Annotated in this window: 19 protein-coding genes; 8 read left to right on the top strand and 11 right to left on the bottom strand. The window is 70.7% G+C overall.

The window, feature by feature from the left end; translation table 11 throughout:
* Positions 1-9: 9 nt before the first annotated feature.
* On the bottom strand, positions 10-405 hold the full coding sequence (locus OG974_RS29775; protein ID WP_327278823.1) for a hypothetical protein: 396 nt from the start codon (positions 403-405) through the stop codon (positions 10-12).
* Positions 406-659: 254 nt separating this feature from the next.
* Here OG974_RS29775 and OG974_RS29770 point away from each other — a divergent pair, with 254 nt between their 5' ends.
* A complete protein-coding gene (locus OG974_RS29770; RefSeq protein WP_327278822.1) occupies positions 660-1,106 on the top strand; it encodes a hypothetical protein in 447 nt (148 codons plus the stop codon).
* 44 nt (positions 1,107-1,150) lie between these two features.
* On the opposite strand, the gene OG974_RS29765 is transcribed toward OG974_RS29770, so the two are convergent.
* The 8 genes from OG974_RS29765 to OG974_RS29730 all read right to left on the bottom strand — a co-directional run bounded on the left by OG974_RS29765 (position 1,151) and on the right by OG974_RS29730 (position 10,890).
* Positions 1,151-2,965 (bottom strand): chitinase, encoded by a 1,815-nt coding sequence (locus tag OG974_RS29765; RefSeq protein ID WP_371644973.1) that lies wholly within the window; start codon positions 2,963-2,965, stop codon positions 1,151-1,153.
* Between the two features lie 85 nt (positions 2,966-3,050).
* Positions 3,051-3,515: a hypothetical protein gene (locus tag OG974_RS29760; protein ID WP_327278821.1), complete on the bottom strand. Its 465-nt coding sequence runs from the start codon at positions 3,513-3,515 to the stop codon at positions 3,051-3,053.
* A gap of 154 nt (positions 3,516-3,669) precedes the next feature.
* The gene (locus OG974_RS29755) at positions 3,670-5,088 is read right to left on the bottom strand and encodes an FAD-dependent oxidoreductase (RefSeq protein WP_327278820.1); all 1,419 of its coding nucleotides are present in this window, start codon (positions 5,086-5,088) and stop codon (positions 3,670-3,672) included.
* A 22-nt stretch (positions 5,089-5,110) separates the two neighbouring features.
* On the bottom strand, positions 5,111-5,905 hold the full coding sequence (locus tag OG974_RS29750; protein ID WP_327278819.1) for an ABC transporter permease: 795 nt from the start codon (positions 5,903-5,905) through the stop codon (positions 5,111-5,113).
* A complete protein-coding gene (locus OG974_RS29745; protein ID WP_327278818.1) occupies positions 5,905-6,834 on the bottom strand; it encodes an ABC transporter permease in 930 nt (309 codons plus the stop codon). Before OG974_RS29745 ends, OG974_RS29750 begins: the two co-directional genes overlap by 1 nt.
* Entirely contained in the window at positions 6,831-7,982 is a 1,152-nt protein-coding gene (locus OG974_RS29740) for an ABC transporter ATP-binding protein (protein ID WP_327278817.1), read from the bottom strand. Before OG974_RS29740 ends, OG974_RS29745 begins: the two co-directional genes overlap by 4 nt.
* 67 nt (positions 7,983-8,049) lie before the next feature.
* A complete protein-coding gene (locus OG974_RS29735; RefSeq protein WP_327278816.1) occupies positions 8,050-9,300 on the bottom strand; it encodes a spermidine/putrescine ABC transporter substrate-binding protein in 1,251 nt (416 codons plus the stop codon).
* 72 nt (positions 9,301-9,372) lie between these two features.
* Positions 9,373-10,890, bottom strand: coding sequence for a gamma-aminobutyraldehyde dehydrogenase (locus OG974_RS29730; protein ID WP_327278815.1), 1,518 nt, complete (start codon positions 10,888-10,890; stop codon positions 9,373-9,375).
* A 182-nt stretch (positions 10,891-11,072) separates the two neighbouring features.
* On the opposite strand from OG974_RS29730, the gene OG974_RS29725 reads away from it, so the two are divergent.
* Both OG974_RS29725 and OG974_RS29720 read left to right on the top strand, forming a co-directional pair.
* Positions 11,073-11,627 (top strand): NADAR family protein, encoded by a 555-nt coding sequence (locus OG974_RS29725; protein WP_327278814.1) that lies wholly within the window; start codon positions 11,073-11,075, stop codon positions 11,625-11,627.
* 479 nt (positions 11,628-12,106) lie between these two features.
* Positions 12,107-13,717: a TROVE domain-containing protein gene (locus tag OG974_RS29720; protein ID WP_327278813.1), complete on the top strand. Its 1,611-nt coding sequence runs from the start codon at positions 12,107-12,109 to the stop codon at positions 13,715-13,717.
* 85 nt (positions 13,718-13,802) lie between these two features.
* Here the strand turns inward: OG974_RS29720 and OG974_RS29715 are convergent, their stop codons facing one another.
* Positions 13,803-14,480 carry a DUF4190 domain-containing protein gene (locus OG974_RS29715; protein WP_327278812.1) on the bottom strand — a complete coding sequence of 226 codons (678 nt, stop codon included), beginning with the start codon at positions 14,478-14,480 and terminating at the stop codon, positions 13,803-13,805.
* A gap of 110 nt (positions 14,481-14,590) precedes the next feature.
* On the opposite strand from OG974_RS29715, the gene OG974_RS29710 reads away from it, so the two are divergent.
* From OG974_RS29710 to OG974_RS29690, 5 genes are all read left to right on the top strand, one after another.
* Positions 14,591-15,616: an adenosine deaminase gene (locus OG974_RS29710; protein ID WP_327278811.1), complete on the top strand. Its 1,026-nt coding sequence runs from the start codon at positions 14,591-14,593 to the stop codon at positions 15,614-15,616.
* A 22-nt stretch (positions 15,617-15,638) separates the two neighbouring features.
* Positions 15,639-16,346: a glycerophosphodiester phosphodiesterase gene (locus OG974_RS29705; protein ID WP_327278810.1), complete on the top strand. Its 708-nt coding sequence runs from the start codon at positions 15,639-15,641 to the stop codon at positions 16,344-16,346.
* Complete coding sequence (locus OG974_RS29700; protein WP_327278809.1) at positions 16,346-17,566, top strand: histidine kinase; 1,221 nt, start codon at positions 16,346-16,348, stop codon at positions 17,564-17,566. Before OG974_RS29705 ends, OG974_RS29700 begins: the two co-directional genes overlap by 1 nt.
* Complete coding sequence (locus OG974_RS29695) at positions 17,563-18,270, top strand: response regulator transcription factor (RefSeq protein WP_327278808.1); 708 nt, start codon at positions 17,563-17,565, stop codon at positions 18,268-18,270. Before OG974_RS29700 ends, OG974_RS29695 begins: the two co-directional genes overlap by 4 nt.
* Positions 18,271-18,416: 146 nt before the next feature.
* The gene (locus OG974_RS29690; protein ID WP_327278807.1) at positions 18,417-19,640 is read left to right on the top strand and encodes a serine hydrolase domain-containing protein; all 1,224 of its coding nucleotides are present in this window, start codon (positions 18,417-18,419) and stop codon (positions 19,638-19,640) included.
* On the opposite strand, the gene OG974_RS29685 is transcribed toward OG974_RS29690, so the two are convergent.
* The gene (locus tag OG974_RS29685) at positions 19,607-20,107 is read right to left on the bottom strand and encodes a hypothetical protein (protein ID WP_327278806.1); all 501 of its coding nucleotides are present in this window, start codon (positions 20,105-20,107) and stop codon (positions 19,607-19,609) included. The two genes, OG974_RS29690 and OG974_RS29685, sit on opposite strands and share 34 nt — an antisense overlap.
* Positions 20,108-20,147: the final 40 nt, after the last annotated feature.

Here is a 20,147-nt window from a genome sequence, read left to right as displayed (position 1 = left end):
GTGGCCCGGTCAGGCTCGGTAGGGGTACAGGGCAACACGGTCGGATGCGACGCTGACCTGCACCCAGGAACCGTCCAGGCCGCTGGGGAGGGGTGATGCCAGATCGAACAGCACGGGCCAGTGGCCCATCTGGAGGTGGGCGGCGCCGTCGTCGATCAAGTGGAGGCGGCCGCTCATGATCACCCGGTCGCCTTCCTGTCGGAGTTCGGGCTCGGCGGCAGCGGTTGGCTGGGTGTTCTGGCCCCAGTGGATGTCCTCGTCGAGGGTCCACTCAATGAGGTGCTGGCCGTCGGCTTCTCGCGGATCACCACGCCAGAGCACCACGGCGGACCCGATGGGGGTGTGAACCCGAACTGCCATGTGCTGCTGCGAGGTGCGCGGCAGGCTCTCCGTGCGGACGAACATCGCCTCATCATCCATGACGTCACGTCTCCGACAAGGCCGAGCGGCGCCGGATCCCTCCGAACACCGCATCCGGTTCGGTGCCGGCCTGATCGACACTGTCATCCTGTCAGCTGCCTTCCCCGGCCGGAGCCATGGAGAACGGGAACCCGCTACGCGTATCAATGTCAGACCCCCCGCCTAGTCTTGCGCCGGTCTTGGGACTTCTCCCCTACGGAAGGCGGCGGCGCGCGATGGGTGCCAGCGGGTGGGAATACGTGACGGAGTACGAGGGCAGCGTCGAAGCCTCGTTCGCCGCCTTGCAGGCACGGGTCTTCCACGAGGAGTACGGCGGTGACGGGACGTACGGGAGCCTGGCGGAACTGCGTGCCGACGAGCAGTTCATGCACGAGGAGGGCACGCACTCCATCCTCGACATCGAGCGGGTCGTGCGCACCACCGATGCCCCTCGGTACGAGAACGGCGACCTCTGCACGCTCCGCCCCCTGACCGCCGGTCGCGCCGTCCACCACTTCGGCACGGACCGGCCGACCGTCGGGCGGTACCGGGAGGTGATGGCGGCGGCGAACGCGTCGATGAGCCACGAGGAGTACGAGCAGAGCCTGATCGGCGAGTGCCGCATGCGGTGGACCGGGCTGTACGTCCTCCTGTACGCGGGGGACGAGCCCACGCACGTGGGGATCTTCGGCTACTCGGGCGACTAGCTAGGGCCGGGCCGGAGCCCGGGGGCTCCGGCCCGGGGCTCCGGCTAACTGCCGAAGTAGGCGTCGAAGTTGCGGCTGAACTCCCAGCCGCCGAAGCGGTCCCAGTTGATCGACCAGGTCATCAGGCCGCGCAGGGCGGGCCAGGTGCCGTGCGTCGGGTAGGTCCCGCAGTTCGTCCTCTTCGTCAGGCAGTCCAGCGCCTTGTCCACCTCGGCCGGCGGGGTGTGGCCGTTGCCCGCGTTGGTGGTGGCCGGGAGGCCGATCGCCACCTGGTCCGGGCGCAGCGGCGGGAAGACGCGCACGGTGTTGCCCGCGACCGGGAACCCGGTGAGCAGCATGTCGGTCATGGCGATGTGGAAGTCCGCGCCGCCCATGGAGTGGTACTGGTTGTCCAGACCCATGATCGGGCCCGAGTTGTAGTCCTGGACGTGCAGGAGGGTGAGGTCGTCGCGCAGGGCGTGGATGACCGGGAGGTACGCGCCGGCCCGCGGGTCCTGGCCGCCCCAGGGGCCGGAGCCGTAGTACTGGTAGCCCAGCTGGACGAAGAAGGTCTCCGGGGCCATCGTCAGGACGAAGTCCGGGCCGTACTTGGCCTTCAGCGTCTTGACGGCGGAGATCAGGTTGACGATCACCGGGGTGGCGGGGGCGCGGAAATCGGTGTCGCCGGTGGCGAGCGAGAGGGAGTGGCCCTCGAAGTCGATGTCGAGTCCGTTGAGCCCGTACTCGTCGATGATCTTGCTGACGGAGGATACGAAGGTGTCGCGGGCGGCCGTGGTGGCGAGCTGGACCTGGCCGTTCTGGCCGCCGATCGAGATCAGCACCTTCTTGCCCGCGGCCTGTTTGGCCTTGATGGCCGCCTTGAACTCGGCCGGGGATTCCACTCCGGGGCATTCGGCGACCGGGCAGAGGGAGTAGCGGATGTCCCCCGAGGTCACCGACGTCGGTTCGCCGAACGCGAGGTTGATGACGTCCCAGGAGTCCGGCACGTCGGCCATCCGGACGTATCCGGAGCCGTTGGCGAAGCTCGCGTGGAGGTAACCGACCAGGGCGTGGGCCGGGAGGCCGGGGTTGCCCGGGTTGCCGCCGCCGCTCGTCGTGGAGGCGGTCACGGGGGCGCTCTTCGCGGACTCGCCGGCCGCGTTCACCGCGCTGACCCGGAAGGTGTACGGGGTGGAAGCGGCGAGTCCGGTGATGGTGGCCGAGTTCGCGGTGACGCTCACGGGCGCGGCGCCGTCCCGGTGGATCGTGTAGGACGTGGCGCCCGGGGCGGCCGACCAGGAGAGGTCCAGGCTGCTCGCGGTGGCTCCGGACGCCGTCAGGCCGGTGGGGGCGGCCGGGGGCTGGGGCTGGCCGGGTCCGGAGCCGCCCGGGTCGGGGCCGACGAGCGTGACGTCGTCCGTGAAGTGGGCGCTCTGGCCGTACCAGCCGTGCGTGTAGACCGTCACGGAGGTGGTGGCCGCGCCCGTACGGAAGGTCGTGCTCAACTGCTTCCAGGCGCCGGGGGTCTGCGTCCAGGTGGACACGTCGGTGGTGCCGGTCCCGGCCGCGCCGAGGTAGACGTACGCGCCCTGCACCCAGGCGCCGAGCGTGTACGTCGAGTCGGGCTTGACGGGGACGGTCTGGGAGCACCGGGCGTTGTCCTGGCCGGCCGGGGTGGCCTTGAGGGCGGAACCGCCTCCGTGAACGGGGGTGGTGACGACGGCTCCGCTGCCGGCCGAGCAGCTCCAGCCGTCGAGTCCGGCTTCGAAGCCGCCGTTGCGGACGAGGTCGGCGTCGGCTGCGGCGGCCGGCGGCCCCGCGGCGAGGAAGCCGACGACCGCGAGGGCGGCGGCGGCGAGGAAAGGCACGGGTCTGCGCACAACTGCCTCCGGAACATGGGGGGATGGAGCCAGGCCGCCGATGAGGCGGCAGCGGCGCCCAACATGGTCCAGACCAATGCCCTTGTCAAGGCTTGCGGCCCTCCTCCCCCGCCGCCCGCGCCGCGGCCTCGTGCATGGCGAGCTCCAACAACACCGGGTCGGTGAGCGTCCCGCGACCGTCAGGGACCACCAGCCAGTGCACTCCGCCCGTCCGCCGGCCGGGGTACGGGACCGCGATCCAGGTCCCGCGCCCTACTCCCCGTACGCCGGTGCCGATCCAGCGGGAAGCCGTGCCCGGGGGCACGAAGAAGCCCAGCCGCGCGTCGCCGGAGTCGGCGAGCACCGGGCCGGGCCGGTCGAGGAGCTGCGTCAGGACGTCGAGGGCGGTCTGCCCCAGCTCCCCGGGCAGGATCAGCACGTCCCAGAGCCGGCCGGCGGGCAGCAGGGCGACCCCGAGGGGGTTGCGCTCCCACTCCCACCGGCAGGCATCGGGTTCCGGCGCCACCGCCACCAGCCATTCCACCGCGGACTTGATTTCCGAGCCCTGCATCGCCCGGCCTCCGTTCTCTGGGGTGAGGGGTACTCACCGGAAGAGAGCGGGGCCGGGCCCTACGATGACGCGGGTTTGGTCACCTCGTGGTGGTGAAGCGGCTCACGCCGTGAAACGCGGCGCACGCCGGGAGCGTGCCCCAGGGGGGCGCCGGTCAGCTGTCGAAGCCCAGTCCGAGCTTGTCGAGGGCCTTCAGCCACAGGTTGCGGCGGCCGCCGCGGGCGTCCGCCCGGGCCAGGGACCACTTGGTCAGCGTGATCCCGGTCCAGGCGAAGGGCTCGGGCGGGAACGGCATCGGCTTGGACTTCACCATCTCCAGCTCGGTCCGCTCGGTGCGGGCCCCGTCGAGCAGGTCCAGCATCACGTCGGCGCCGAAGCGGGTGGAGCCAACGCCGAGCCCCGTGTAGCCGGCCGCGTAGGCGACCCTGCCGCCGTGCGCGGTGCCGAAGAAGGCGGAGAAGCGCGAGCAGGTGTCGATGGCCCCGCCCCAGGCGTGGCTGAACTTGATGCCCTCCAGCTGCGGGAACGCGGTGAAGAAGTGCTGCGCGAGCTTCAGGTACGTCTCGGGGCGGTGGTCGTACTCGGAGTCGAGCTTGCCGCGGTAGGGGTAGATGGCGTCGTAGCCGCCCCACAGGATGCGGTTCTCCGGGGTGATGCGGAAGTAGTGGAACTGGTTGGCGCTGTCGCCCAATCCCTGGCGGCCCTGCCAGCCGATCGCCTTCAGCTGGTCGTCGGTCAGCGGCTCGGTCATCAGCGCGTAGTCGTAGACCGGGACCGTGAGCGGCCGGATCCGCTTGACCAGCGACGGGAAGATGTTCGTGCCGAGCGCCACCCGCCGGGCGAAGATCCGCCCGTACGGGGTGCGCACCGCCATCCCGGCGCCCGAGGAGGCCAGTGACAGCCCCCGGGTGTTCTCGTAGATCCGCACACCCAGCGACAGGCAGGCCGCCTTCAGCCCCCAGGCGAGCTTCGCCGGATTGAGCATGGCGACGCCGTCGGTGTCCCACAGGCCCGCGAGGAACGTCGGCGAGTCGATCTCCGCGCGCAGCTCCTCGCGGTCCAGCCAGCGCGAGCCGTCCGCGAGGCCCAGCTTCTGGGCCTCCTCGTACAGCTCGCGCAGCTCCTCGACCTGGTGGGGTTCGGTGGCCACGTCGATCTCGCCGGTGCGCTCGAAGTCGCAGTCGATGCCGTAGCGGGTGATGGCCGCCTCGATCTCGTCGAGGTTGCGGGCGCCCAACTCCTCCAGCTTGGCGAGCTCGCCCGGCCAGCGGGCCATGCCGTTGGCGAGGCCGTGCGTGAGGGAGGCCGCGCAGAAGCCGCCGTTGCGACCGGAGGCGGCCCAGCCCGCCTCCTTCGACTCGATCAGGACGACGTCCCGGGCGGGATCGCGCTCCTTGGCGATCAGCGCGGTCCACAGTCCGCTGTACCCGCCGCCGATGACGAGCAGGTCGCAGGCCTCGTCGGAGGTCAGCGCCGGCTGCGCGGCGGGCTTGCCGGGGTCGTCCAGCCAGTACGAGACCGGCAGTGCTTCGGAAAGTGATTGGGCAACGCTTCGCATGGCGACTGGGGCCATGTCTTCCAACTCCCTACAGGGGTTAATTCGGCTGTGCCTTCTTGCGGCGGTTGCCGACCATCTGGCCGACGAGGACCACCAGCACCGCGATGACGAACATCGCCGTGCCGATGACGTTGATCTGTACAGGCGTACCGCGCTGGGCGGATCCCCACACGAACATGGGGAACGTGACGGTGTTGCCCGAGTTGAAGTTGGTGATGATGAAGTCGTCGAAGGAGAGCGCGAAGGACAGCAGTGCGCCCGCCGCGATACCGGGTGCCGCGATCGGCAGGGTGACCCGTACGAAGGTCTGCACCGGGCCCGCGTAGAGGTCGCGGGCGGCCTCCTCCAGCCGCGGGTCCATCGACAGGACGCGCGCCTTGACCGCGGCGACGACGAAGCTGAGGCAGAACATGATGTGGGCGATCAGGATCGTCCAGAAGCCCAGCTGGATGCCCATGTTCAGGAAGAGCGCGAGCAGCGAGGCCGCCATCACGATCTCGGGCATCGCCATCGGCAGGAAGATCAGCGAGTTGACCGCGCCGCGCGCCCGGAAGCGGTAGCGGACCATCGCGAAGGCGATGGCGGTGCCGAGGACGGTGGCGCCGATCGTGGCCCACACGGCGATCTGGAGCGACAGGGACAGGGAGCCGCACAGGTCGGCGACCCCGCAGGGGTCCTTCCAGGCGTCGAGCGAGAACTCCTGCCAGGCGTAGTTGAACCGCCCGGCGGGGTTGTTGAAGGAGAAGACCGTCACGACGACGTTCGGCAGGATCATGTACGCGAGCGTGCCGAGGCCGAAGATGACGACGAGATTGCGCCGGAGCCAACGCATCAGACCAGGTCCTCCGTCCCCGCTCGGCGGATGTAGATGGTGACCATGATCAGGACGATGGCCATGAGGATGAAGGACAGCGCGGCGGCCGTCGGGTAGTCGAGGATCCGCAGGTACTGCGACTGGATGACGTTGCCGATCATCCGGGTGTCCGTGGAGCCGAGCAGCTCGGCGTTCACGTAGTCGCCGCTCGCCGGGATGAAGGTGAGCAGCGTTCCGGAGACCACGCCCGGCATGGACAGCGGGAAGGTCACCTTGCGGAACGTCGTCGCGGGGTGGGCGTACAGGTCCCCGGCCGCCTCGTGGAGGCGGGTGTCGATGCGCTCCAGCGAGGTGTAGAGCGGCAGGATCATGAAGGGGAGGAAGTTGTACGTCAGACCGCAGACCACCGCCAGCGGCGTGGCCAGCACCCGGTCCCCCTGGGTGATGCCGAGCCAGCTGGTGACGTCCAGGAAACCAATCTTGTTGAGGACGGCGACCACGGGGCCGCCGTCGGCCAGGATCGTCTTCCAGGCCAGGGTGCGGATCAGGAAGCTGGTGAAGAACGGCGCGATGACCAGCACCAGCAGCAGGTTGCGCCAGCGGCCCGCCCTGAAGGCGATCAGATAGGCCAGCGGGTACCCGAGCAGCAGGCACAGCACGGTCGCGGTGCCGGCGTACGCGAGGGAGCGCAGGAACTGCGGGTAGTACTCGGTGAGCGCGTCCCAGTAGGTCTGGAAGTGCCAGGTGACTTCGAAGCCCTCTTCGAGGGAACCGGTCTGCACCGACGTGGAGGCCTGGTAGACCATCGGCAGCACGAAGAAGACCAACAGCCACAGGATGCCGGGGAGCAGCAGCCAGTAGGGGATCAGCCGCTTGCGCACGGACGGCTTGTGGACCGGCGGTTCGGTGGGGGCCTCGACCTCCGGCGGCGCGGCGGTGGCGGTCATGCGCCCTCCTCGACCGTCTCGATGCCGGCGTCTATGTCCTGGGCGGCGTCGAGGCCGAAGGTGTGCTCCGGGTTCCAGTGCAGGACGACGTCGGCGCCGGGGGCCAGGCGGGCGTCGCGCTCGATGTTCTGGACGTACACCTCCAGCTCGGGGCAGACCTGGCTGTCGATGACGAACTGGGTGGAGACCCCGATGAAGGAGGAGGCCGCGATCTTGCCGTGGACCTTGTTGCGGCCGGCGGCGATGGTGTCCACCTCGTCCGCATGGACCAGGGATATCTTCTCCGGGCGCACCCCGACCAGCAGCTTTCCGCCGGTCTTAGGGGTGGTCGAACATCGGGCCGCCGGCAGCCGCAGCTTCGTCCCCGACGAGCTGACCACCACGCCGGAGCCGCCCGCCTCCAGGACCTCGGCCTCGATGAGGTTGGACGTGCCGAGGAAGTTCGCGACGAAGGTGGTCCGCGGGTTCTCGTAGAGCTCGGCGGGCGCGCCCAGCTGCTCGACGCGACCGCCGCTCATCACGGCGACCGTGTCGGCCATGGTCATGGCCTCCTCCTGGTCGTGCGTGACGTGCACGAAGGTGATGCCGACCTCGGTCTGGATCCGCTTGAGCTCCAGCTGCATCTGGCGGCGCAGCTTGAGGTCGAGTGCGCCGAGGGGCTCGTCGAGGAGCAGCACCTGGGGGTGGTTGATGAGAGCGCGGGCGACGGCCACGCGCTGCTGCTGGCCGCCGGAGAGCTGGTGCGGCTTGCGCTGGGCGAACTGGCCGAGCTCCACCAGCTCCAGCATGTCGTCGACCTGCTTCTTGACGGACTTGATGCCGCGGCGGCGCAGCCCGAAGGCCACGTTCTCGTAGATGTTCAGGTGCGGGAACAGCGCGTAGCTCTGGAACACCGTGTTGACGGGGCGCTTGTAGGGCGGCAGCTGGGTGACCTCGCGGTCGCCGAGGTGGACCGTTCCGGTGGAGGGCTCCTCCAGGCCGGCGATCATGCGCAGTGTGGTGGTCTTCCCGCAGCCCGAGGCGCCGAGCAGGGCGAAGAAGGAGCCCTGGGGGATGGTGAGATCCAGCGGGTGCACTGCGGTGAACGAGCCGTAGTGCTTGCTGATCCCGGCGAGGCGGACGTCGCCGCCCGCGGTCTTGTCAGTCATGGGTCGCGGCCTTCGGTGGTGGTGTCGTCGGAAGGGTGCGGGGCGCGGATGCCGGCACGGGGGGTCGTCAGGCTCCGATGAGCTTGGCGAACTTCTCCTCGTACGCGGTCTCTTCCTCACTGCTGAGCGTGCGGAAGGCGTGGGCCTTGGCCGCCATCGCCTTGTCCGGAATGATCAGGGGGTTGTCCGCGAGCGCCGGATCGATCTTCGCAAGGTCTTCCTTGACGCCGTCGACCGGGCAGACGTAGCTGATGAACGCGGCCAGCTGGGCGGCGATCGGGGGCTCGTAGTAGAAGTCGATCAGCTTCTCGGCATTGGCCTTGTGCCGGGCGTGGGCGGGGACCAGCAGGTTGTCGCTGGAGGTGATGTAACCGGGCGCCGGTATCGCGTACTTGATGTCCGGGTTGCCGGCCTGGAGCTGGATGACGTCGCCGGCCCAGGCCAGGCAGGCGGCGAGGTCGCCCTTGTCGAGGTCCGCGGTGTAGTCGTTGCCCGTGAAACGGCGGATCTGCTTGGTGTCCACGCCCTTCTGGAGCCGGCCGATGGCCGCGTCGAAGTCGGCGGTGGTGAAGCTCGCCGGGTCCTTGCCCTGGTCGATCAGGGTCATGCCGACGCTGTCGCGCATCTCGGTGAGGAACCCGACGCGACCCTTGAGGGAGGGGTCGTCGAGCAGCTGCGTGACGGAGTCGACCTTCTTGCCGTCGGTCGCCTTCGCGTTGTAGGCGATGACGGTGTCGATGCCGGTCCAGGGGTAGCTGTACGAACGGCCCGGATCCCAGTCGGGGGTGCGGAACTGAGGGATCAGGTTGGCGTAGGCGTGCGGCAGGTGGGAGGGGTCCAGCTTCTGCGCCCAGCCGAGCCGGATGATGCGCGCGGCGAGCCAGTCGGTGACGACGATCAGGTCGCGGCCGGTGTCCTGGCCGGCCGCGAGCTGCGGGCGGACCTTGCCGAAGAACTCGACGTTGTCGTTGATGTCCTCGGTGTACTTGACCGCGATCCCGGTGCGCTTGGTGAACTCCTCCAGCGTGGGGTGGGACTTCTCGTCCTCGCTGGTGTCCATGTACTCGGTCCAGTTGGAGAAGTTGATCTCCTTCTCCCGGTCCGAGTGGTCGTCGGAGGCGACGGTGGTGTCGCCCGCGCGTTTGGCCGGCGGGATGCCGCAGGCGGACAGGGAGGCCAGGCCGCCGAGGGTGAGCGCTCCGACACCGGAGGCGCGCAGCAGCGAGCGGCGGGTGAGGGCGCCGCGCCCGCTGGTGAGGCTGCGCCGCATCGCGGCGAGTTGCGCCGCCGAGAGGCGGTCGGGCTCGAACTGCTCCATGAGCTGCCCTTTCGGGATGGGTGGCGCCGCTGGTCAGGCGGCCGGCTGCCACGCGGCGGAAGCCGAAGACGGTTAGGTGCGGTCCCCGAAGACGGTGCGGTGCCAGTCCTTGGCAGCCACCGCCGTGTTGTCGTACATCACGTGCTTGACCTGCGTGTACTCCTCGAAGGAGTAGGCGCTCATGTCCTTTCCGAAGCCACTCGCCTTGTAGCCGCCGTGAGGCATCTCGCTGATGATCGGGATGTGGTCGTTGACCCAGACGCAGCCCGCCTTGATCTCGCGGGTGGCGCGGTTCGCCCGGTAGACGTCGCGGCTCCAGGCGGAGGCGGCGAGTCCGTACGGGGTGTCGTTGGCGAGCTCGATGCCCTCGTCGTCGGTGTCGAAGGGGAGGACGACGAGGACCGGACCGAAGATCTCGGACTGGACGACCTCGCTGTCCTGGGCGGCGCCGGCGATAAGGGTGGGCCGGTAGTACGCGCCTGCGGCGAGCTCGCCGCCCGGGATCTCGCCGCCGGTGACGACGGTGGCGTAGCCGCGGGCGCGCTCCACGAAGCCGGCGACCCGGTCGCGCTGGGCGTGCGAGACCAGCGGGCCGAGGTCGGTGGCCCAGTCGTCGGGGTCGCCGAGGCGGACGGTCTCCATCAGCGCGGCCACGCGGGCGACGAACGCGTCGTGCAGGGGGCGCTGGATGTACGCGCGGGTGGCGGCGGTGCAGTCCTGGCCGGTGTTGATCAGGGAGGCGGCGACGGCGCCGTGGGCGGCGGCCTCCAGGTCGGCGTCGTCGAAGACCACGAAGGGCGCCTTGCCGCCGAGCTCCAGGTGGAGCCGCTTGACGGTGGCGGTGGCGATCTCGGCGACGCGCTTGCCGACGGCGGTGGAGCCCGTGAAGGAGGTCATGACCACGTCCGGGTGGCCGACCAGGTGCTCGCCCGCGTCCCGGCCGGCGCCGGTGACGATGTTGACCACGCCGTCCGGCAGGCCCGCGTCCTTGGCCGCCTGGGCGAACATCAGGGACGTGAGCGGGGTCAGCTCGGCGGGCTTCAGGACGATCGTGTTGCCCGCGGCGATCGCCGGGAGGATCTTCCAGGCGGCCATCTGGAGCGGATAGTTCCAGGGGGCGATGGAGCCGACGACCCCGATGGCCTCGCGTCGCACGTAGGAGGTGTGGTCCCCTGAGTACTCGGCCGCCGCCTGCCCCTGCAGATGCCGGGCGGCGCCCGCGAAGAAGGCGGTGTTGTCGATGGTTCCCGGTACGTCGAACTCGGTGGACAGCTTGATCGGCTTGCCGCACTGGAGGGATTCCGCGTACGCGAAGTCCTCGGCCTGTTCGGCCAGCACGGCGGCGAGCCGGTGCAGGGCGTCCGAGCGCTCGCCGGGGGTGGCCGCCGACCAGGCCGGGAAGGCCCGCTTGGCGGCGGCGACGGCCTCGTCGACGTCGGCGGTGGAGGCCAGCTCGTACGTGAGCACCTCCTCGCCCGTCGCAGGATCGACGACGGTGTGCGACCGCCCGGAGGTTCCGGACCTCAGCTGCCCGTCGATGTACTGCGCGCCGTTTGCGAAGCGGTCTTTGACCTGGAAGCGATTACCCATCACGCTCTCACGCTCTCCGTAGCTTCAGCTCGAATTGAGTGCCGATCCTGGCAGAGGTGTTCCCCACCGCCAAGTGATTCCGTTGTTGCCTTTTGATTACGCGACGGAATCGGTCGACCATGTGTCGAGGCACACGCCGAATCCCGTACGAAGTGTCAGTGGCGACTGCCAGACTCGCGTGCATGGAAAAGATCGACAAGTTGATCGAGCAGGTCAGCCGTGGTGAGAGGCTGAAGTACCTGCCGTTCTGGGGACACCGGCCGCGTCCGGACGGGACGCTCGGCCCCAGCTGCATGAGCCAGTGGTGGCCGTCGCCCTTCACCGTGGGTGATGTCCTGTACGCCACGGCGGAGCACTGGATGATGGCCGGCAAGGCCCGCCTGTTCGGGGACCCCGAGGCGGAGCGCGCCGCGCTGGAGGCGAAGACTCCGGCGGAGGCCAAGAAGGCCGGGCGGCTCGTGCGCGACTTCGACGAGGCGACGTGGGAGCGGGAGCGGTTCGCGCTGGTGGTGGAGGGCAGCGTGCACAAGTTCGCGTCCACCCCCGAGCTGCGCGGGTACCTGCTGGGCACGGGGAACCGGGTGCTGGTGGAGGCGAGCCCGTTGGACAGCATCTGGGGCATCGGCCTCGCCGCGGACGACGACCGCGCACTGGACCCGTCCCGCTGGCGCGGTCTGAACCTCCTGGGCTTCGCCCTGATGGAGGCCCGCGACCGGCTGCGCACGGACGCGGCCTGACCTCGGCCGGGCCGGTGCCAAATGCGTGGCGGGCCGGCGGGCGGGCCGCCTAACGTAGGGCTCGTCCAGGTGCGAAGGCGAGACCTACTTCCACTGTTAATGGGGCGGCCGCGGGTTCGAGTCCCGTCATCGGCTTCGGGCCGGTGTAGCTCAGTTGGTAGAGCACCACGTGGTCTCGCCGACCTCGACCTCTGGACACCTGTGTCACGCACCTCCCGGTGCGCCGTGCTGCGGCTCCTTCTCGTGCAGAGAATCCCAGGCCGCCGCCACTTCGATCTCGGGAGGCACGCGTGCGGGACGCCCGGTGCGCAGGCGACGGCTACTTCCGGATCGACGGGTCGCGGGTTCGAATCCCGCCCGGCCACGGCCGGTAGCTCAGTCCGGAGAGAGCAGTCGACACAGCCCGTCGCCGACCTCTGACCTCGGGCATCCCGCACGCCACGCCTCCCCCGCACTCCACCGGATTCGGGGGGATCCACATGGCTCGCTTCAACCTGCGCGCGTTCAGGACGGCGGCTGCACCGGCTGCCGCCGCGCCCACCTCGCCCGTACGTTCCACCCGCGGTCGCGCCGCCAACCACCAGGGCGGCCCCGGCTTCGTCCGCGATCCGCGCTCCGAGCTGTTCCTGCTCGCCGTCGCCAACTTCGTGACGCAGCGGACCTTCTACGAGAGCGGCGAGGCCCGCGACGACCGGTTCTGCGCACTCGTGCGCCGACTGGCCGTCGAGGACCCCGCGTGGACCGCCGGCCTGCTCGGCTGGCTGCGTACCGACGCGAACATGCGGACCGCCTCGCTGGTCGGAGCGGCCGAGTACGTCAAGGCGCGGCTCGATGCCGGAGCGGGCGACGGGCCGTCGAACCGCAGCGTCGTGGACCGTGTGCTGCAGCGTGCGGACGAGCCCGGCGAACTGCTGGCCTACTGGACGGCGACGCACGGGCGCAACGTGCCCAAGCCGGTCAAGCGCGGCATCGCCGATGCCGTACGCAGGCTGTATTCCGGCACGTCGCTGCTGAAGTACGACACCGCGTCCAAAGGCTTCCGCTTCGGCGACGTGTTGAACCTCGTACACGCCTCCCCCGATCCCGCCAAGCCCTGGCAGGGCGAGCTGTTCCGCTACGCCCTCGACCGGCGCCACCACCCGGAGACGGCACGCGTACCGGCCGGCAACCGCACCCTGCTCGCCCACCGGGAACTCATGGAACTCCCGGTCGAGGAGCGCCGGGCGCAGGTCATCGCGCCGGACGGGGCCGAGCGGCTCGCCGCCGCGGGCATGACCTGGGAGGCACTGGCCGGCTGGCTCCGGGGGCCGATGGACGCGGCCGCGTGGGAGGCGATCATCCCGTCCATGGGCGCGATGGCGCTGCTGCGGAACCTGCGCAACTTCGACCAGGCCGGTGTCTCGGACGCGGTGGCCGCGCAAGTAACGGCGAAGCTCTGCGACCCGGAAGTCGTCGCCCGGTCCCGACAGTTCCCCTTCCGCTACCTGGCCGCCTACCAGCACGCGCCCTCGCTGCGCTGGGCGTACCCGCTGGAGCAGGCGCTCGGCCACTCGCTGGCCAACGTACCCGCGCTGCCGGGCCGGACGCTGGTCCTCGTGGACCGGTCGGGGTCGATGTGGGCGCCGCTGTCGGACCGCTCCCGACTCAACCGGGCGGACGCGGCGGCCGTCTTCGGTACGGCGCTGGCGCTGCGCGCCCAGGCCGCGGACCTGGTGCAGTTCGGGACGCAGAGCAAGCAGGTCCCGTACGAGCGGGGCGAGTCGGTACTGAAGGTGCTGGAGCGGTTCGAGGACCTCGGCGGCACCTGCACCGCCGAGGCCGTGCGGCGGCACTACGCGGGGCACGACCGGGTCCTGATCGTCACCGACGAGCAGGCGACCTACCACCACGGCGGCGACCCGACGGCCCTCGTCCCCGGCGAGGTCCCGGTGTACACGTGGAACCTGGCCGGGCACCGGACGGGCCACGCGCCCTCCGGGTCCGCCAACCGGCACACCTTCGGCGGGCTCACCGACGGGGCGTTCCGCATGGTCACCCTGATCGAGGACGGCCGGGACGCGGACTGGCCGTGGGTGGCGCAGGCCCCGTAGGCGGACGGTGGGTGACGGACGGGGCCGGGCCCGGGCAACTGCTGCCCGGGCCCGGCCCCGTTCCGTGTGCCCCGCGGCTCCCGGGTCAGACGTTCTCGCGGATCTGCGTGTGCGAGGACGGGCCGTCGAAGTCGTTGCCGGTCCCCGAGTCGCCGAGCAGGACACCCGCGATCACGAGCGCGATCATCAGCAGGCTGAGCACGATGCCGACCGCGCCCAGGATGATGCCGGCCAGTGCCATCGGGCCGTTGTCGGCCTCGCCGCGCCGAGCCTTGCCACGGCCCAGGATGCCGAACACGAGCGCCGGGACCGCGAACAGGAGGCCCAGGTAGCAGGTGACCACGCCCAGGATGCCGAGGACGAGGGCGGTGACCCCGAAGCCATTGCTCTTCGGCGGGTGGAACGGGTAACCCGGGTATCCGGGGTACCCCTGCTGGCCCGGGTACCCGGGGTGGCCGTACGCCGGCTGCGCGGGCGGCGGTCCGGGGTACGCGTACCCCCCGAAGTCCGGCTGGGCCGGGTACCCGTAGGCGGGCCCGGGAGCGGGCGTCGGCGTCTGCGCCGGTGTCGGTGTCGGCGTCTGCGCCGGCCCGGGTATCTGGGCCTGCGGAACCTCAGCCCCCGGCATCCCCGCGATCGTGGGCTGGTCGTGCACGGACGGCGAACCCGACACGCCCGGTGCGGCCTGTGGTTTCCCGAGCTCCACCGCCGGCCGCTCCGGCGGCGCCCACGGGTCCCTCGGCTCGGGGCTCTGGTCGGTCATGCGGCGCCCCCCTCTCGTACGGCCATGCTATGCGCTGCCACCGACGGTCCCTGAGCTGCCTACGATGAAGCCCGATCTCGTCCGCACCCGCGTCCTCCCGGAGGCCCCTCATGCCCGACCTGACCCCCTTCATCGCAGGGCTGCCCAAGGCGGAACTCCACGTCCACCACGTCGGCTCGGCCTCCCCGCGCATCGTGGCCGAACTCGCCGCCCGCCACCCCGACTCCAAGGTCCCCACCGACCCCGAGGCGCTCGCCGACTACTTCACGTTCACCGACTTCGCGCATTTCATCGAGGTCTACCTCTCCGTCGTCGACCTGGTCCGCACCCCCGCCGACGTACGCACCCTGACCTTCGAAGTCGCCCGCGACATGGCCCGGCAGAACATCCGCTACGCCGAACTGACCATCACCCCGTACTCCTCCACCCGTCGCGGCATCGACGAGAAGGCCTTCATGGAGGCCATCGAGGACGCCCGCAAGGCCGCCGAGACCGAACTTGGCGTCATCCTGCGCTGGTGCTTCGACATCCCCGGCGAGGCAGGCCTGGAGGCCGCCGCCGAGACCGCGCGCCTCGCCGTCGACCTGCGCCCGGAGGGCCTGGTCTCCTTCGGCCTCGGCGGCCCCGAGATCGGCGTCCCCCGCCCGCAGTTCAAGCCGTACTTCGACGCCGCCCGGGCCGCCGGCCTGCACAGCGTGCCGCACGCCGGCGAGACCACCGGCCCGGAGACGATCTGGGACTCGATCCGCGAACTGGGCGCCCAGCGCATCGGCCACGGCACCAGCGCCACGCAGGACCCGGAGCTCCTCGCCTACCTCGCCGAGCACCGGATCGCGCTGGAGGTCTGCCCGACCTCCAACATCGCCACGCGCGCCGTGACCGACCTGGACCGCCACCCGGTCAAGGAGATGGTGCAGGCGGGCGTGCTCGTCACCATCAACAGCGACGACCCGCCGATGTTCGGCTCCGACCTCAACAACGAGTACGCGGTCGCCGCGCGCCTCCTCGACCTCGACGAGCGCGGGCTCGCGCAGTTGGCGAAGAACGCCGTCGAGGCGTCCTTCCTGGACGAGGCCGGCAAGGCGAAGCTCACCGCGGAGATCGACACGTACACCTCAGCCTGGCTGGCGCGCTGACGGACCGCCGGGAACGCCGACAATGGCGGTCATGCGCACCCTGACTGCCGTCGGTCACCGCGGCGATCCCTACCGTGTCCGTGAAAACACCCTGCCCTCGATCCGCTCGGCCTTCGCACGCGGAGCGGACGCGGTCGAAATCGACGTACGGCTGACCCGCGACGGGGTGCCGGTCCTGCTCCACGACGACACGCTCCAGCGGCTGTGGGGCCATGAGGTGCGCCTCGATGCCGTCACGGCCCCGCAGCTGAAGGAGTTGACGGACGGACGCGTCCCGACACTGCGCGAGGCCCTGATGGCGGCCGGCGCGGGCCGCGTGATGATCGACCTGCCCGGGGCGACGGCCGGGGCCGTACGGACGGTCGTCGGCCAGGTCCGGGACTGCGGGGCGCGCGACCGCACCTACTACTGCGCCGGCCCGGACACCATGCTGGCCGTGCGCGCCGCCGACCCGGGCGCCGAGATCGCGCTGACCTGGACCACGCTGTCGCCGCCCCGCCGGGTGCTGATCGACGCGGTGGCGCCGGCCTGGCTCAACTACCGGTTCGGACTGGTCGACCGGGAGCTGACGGACGCCCTCCACAAGGAGGGCCTGCTGGTCTCGGCCTGGACCGCGGACACCACACGGACGATGCGCAAGCTGATCGCGGCCGGAGTGGACTCCGTCACCACCAACCGCGTGGACGCGCTGACCGGCGTACGCGCCGAGCTCGGGCTGTCCGGCCGGTGATGCGCGCCTGGGGGGAGCGGATCCGGCGGGCGGATCCGCGGTGGCAGGACCTGGGACTGACGCTGCTGGTCCAGGTGGCGACGACGATTCCGTTCGTCGTGCCCCGCGATCCGCAGGATTCGCCGGCCACCTGGACGGCGTACCTGTTGATGACGCTGGGCAACGTGCCGTTGGTGTGGCGGCGGCAGGCGCCCGTGGCGGCGATCTTCGGGATGGTCGCGGCCGGGTCGCTCTACACGCTGGCACTGGACGGGCCCGGCCAGCCGCTGCCGTACGCCCCGCTGGTCGGCGTGTACACGATGGCGCTGCTGTGCCCGGCCCGGGTGCGGGTCGCGATGGGCGTGACCCTGACCGGGCTGATCCTCGCCTCCGTGGCGCTCAACACCGGGACGGCCAAGGAGCTGCTGTTCGCGTTGTTCGTCTTCGCCGCGGCCTACGCCCTGGGGCGGCTCCAGTACACGCGGCAGGCCTACACGGTCGCCGTCGAGGCCCGGGCCGCGGAGCTGGAGCGGGCGAACCGGATCGAGGCGGAGCAGGCGGCGGCGCGCGAACGCGCCCGAATAGCGCGGGAGATGCACGACATCCTCTCGCACGCGGTCAGCATCATGATCGTGCAGGCGGAGGCCGGTCCGGTGGCGGTGCGCAGGGCGCCGGAGCGGGCGGAGGCCGCGTTCGACGCGATCGCCGAGACGGGGCGGGACGCGATGGCGCAGCTGCGGACCATGCTGGGCGTGCTGCGGACGGACCGGGCGCAGGAGGTGGCTCCGCGGTCGCCGCAGCCCGGGATCGCGGAGCTGCCGCTGCTGCTGGAGCGGGTCCGGGGCAGCGGGCCGCAGGTGTCGTACGAGCGGACGGGCGCGGTGCGCGTTCTGCCGGCGGCGCTGGAGGCGACGGTGCACCGGGTGGTGCAGGAGGCGCTGACGAACGCGGTGAAGCATTCCGGGGCGTCAAACGTGTCGGTGCGGCTGGAGTACGGGCCGGGGGCACTCACGGTGACGGTGACGGACGACGGGCAGGGGCCGGGGACCCGGTCGGGAACCGGGCCGGGGGCGGTACCGGGGTCCGGTGCCGGCGGGCCGTCCGGCGGGCACGGGCTGATCGGGATCCGGGAGCGGGCGGCGGCGCACGGCGGTACGGCGGAGTTCGGCCCGGGCCCCGGCGGCCTGGGGTTCTCGGTCCGCGTCGTGCTAGTAACCTCGCCGCTGGAGGTGGGGCGTTGACGATCCGTGTGGTGGTGGCGGACGACCAGGAACTAGTGCGCAGCGGGTTCGCGATGATCCTGGACGTGCAGGAGGACATCGAGGTCGTCGCGGAGGTGGGGGACGGGGCGGCGGCGGTGGCCGCGGTGCGGGAGCTGCGGCCGGACGTGGCGCTGCTGGACGTCCGGATGCCGGTGCTCGACGGGATCGAGGCGTGCCGGACGATCTCGGCCGGGACCTCGTGCCGGACGGTGATCCTGACGACCTTCGACTCGGACGAGTACGTGTACGAGGCGCTGCACGCGGGGGCGAGCGGGTTCCTGCTGAAGGACGTGCGGCGGGACGATCTGGTGCATGCCGTACGGGTGGTGGCGGCGGGCGAGTCACTGCTGGCGCCTTCGGTGGCGCGGCGGCTGATCGAGGAGTACACGGCGGCTACGGCGCGGCCGGCGGGGGCGCTGTCGGCGCAGCGGCTGGAGGTGCTGACGGCGCGGGAGCGGGAGACGCTTCTGCACCTGGGGCGGGGGCTGTCGAACGCGGAGATCGCGGGCGCGCTGGTGGTGAGCGAGCACACGGTGAAGTCCCATGTGGGCCATGTGCTGGCGAAGCTCGGGCTGCGGGACCGGATCCAGGCGGTGATCTGCGCGTACGAGACGGGTCTCATCGCGGCCGGGACGGGGGCCGCGGGCGCGGCCGGCTCTGGGGTATCTCCCTCCCGGGAGTGAGGGGGCGACGGCCGGATCCCCCGCGCCGGTGAGTTGTCGTACCGGTGAAGACCCCTCTTGTTGGTGATCCGCGAAGACCCCTGTGACCTGCAGCATTGAGTCATCGGGGCCGCTGGGGCCCGGATGACTATCAGGGGGATTTCGCCATGAAGGTACGTACGCGCACACTGATCGCCACCGCCCTGGTCCTGGGCATCGCGGCCGGACCGGTTGTCGCCCATGCCGCGCCGGTGACCGCAGCGGGGACCGCGTCGGCACCGGCATCGGCGAGCGATGTGAAGCCGCCCTTGTACACGACCGCACCCGACGCGGCGGCGCTGCGCAGGGCGATCGCCGGCGTCGGCCCTGACAGCGCGGACGCCATGGCCGCGCTGGTCCGGGTCGGCGGTAGCAGCGGCCGCTGGGTGGGGAGCTCCGGCGTGGCCGATGTCCGCACCGGGCGCAAGGCCTTCGAGGATGCCCGGTTCCGGGCGGGTTCGGTGACGAAGACCTTCACGGCGGCGCTGGTGCTCCAGCTGGCCGCCGAGGGCAAGGTCGATCTGGACGAGCCGGTGCAGCAGTACCTGCCGGGGCTGTTGCCGTCCGGTCCGAAGGGCTTCGAGCCCATCAGCGTGCGGCAGTTGCTGAACTACACGAGCGGCATCCGGCCGGCCGAGGGGCCCGGGGATTCGTTCGAGGCGCAGTACGCCCACCGGTTCGACGTGGTCGATCCGCACGCGCTGATCGCCGAAGCGGTGGCGAAGGGGCCCGAGTTCCGGCCGGGCGAGAAGCAGCACTACCTCAACATCGATTACACGGTCCTGGGCGTGCTGATCGAGAAGCTGACGGGCACGACCTACGAACAGGCCCTGTCCGCACGGATCCTGAAGCCGCTCGGCCTGCGCCACACGTCGGTTCCGGCGCGCGGGGAGAACGGGGTGGCGGGCCCGCACCACCACGGCTACCAGGCCGTGGAGAAGCCCGGTGGCGGGAGCACGCTGGTGGACGTGACCGACTGGAACTCCTCGTCCAACTGGGCCGCCGGGGACCTGATATCGACCACCGCCGACCTGGAGGGGTTCACCCAGGCCCTGTTCTCGGGCCGGGTGGTGCCGAAGGCGCAGCTGGAGGAGATGTTCACGGTGCCCGCGGTCAAGGACTTCGAATCCGGGGAGGACGCCGTGCAGACCGCGGGATTGAAGCGGTTCGTCCTGCCCGACGGCACGGCGGTCTACGGCAAGACGGGGTCGCGGTACGGCTACAGCACCGTGATCGGCGGGGCGCGCGACCTCTCGCGCACCCTCGTCTACTCGGTCAACTCCATCGACGCGAAGGGGCAGGACATGAACAAGGTGGCCTACGGGATCGTCATGGCGGCCTTCGCCAGGTAGCGGTCGGGCGGCAGCGCCTCAAGCCGCTTGATCATGCGGCGGAGCACCAGCAGGGGTATGACCCCGAAGACCCCGAACGACATGTCGATGACGCTCCACCAGAAGGGGATGCCCCGGATGGGGCCGCAGATCAGGGCCAGGGGGATCACACCGGCGCAGGCGATCATGCCGGCTTCGACGATCCAGATGTTGCGGACGGGGTCGCGGTGGACTCCGTAGAAGAAGACCGCGATCACCAGGTGGGCGAAGGCGAGCCAGTCGGTGCCGTAGAGGAGGAAGGGGTAGTCGGCGTCGGCCCGTTCCAGCCCGTCCCCCACCCGTCGAAGCCACGTGTGGGACACGAGGGAGTTGGCCCAGTGCAGTTCGCTGACCAGGGGGAAGGCAGTGAGGCCGCTGAGCACGAGGCAGACGATGAACAGGACCAGCCAGGCACGGATCCGCCGCTGAAGGGCGCTTCTCTCGCTCATGGAAGGAAGCGTACGCCTGTTTCTGAACACGTTCAGCCAA

Origin of the sequence: Streptomyces sp. NBC_00597 (assembly GCF_041431095.1) — a bacterium.
Lineage (GTDB): Bacteria > Actinomycetota > Actinomycetes > Streptomycetales > Streptomycetaceae > Streptomyces.
This window is presented reverse-complemented; position numbering and strand designations above follow the sequence as displayed.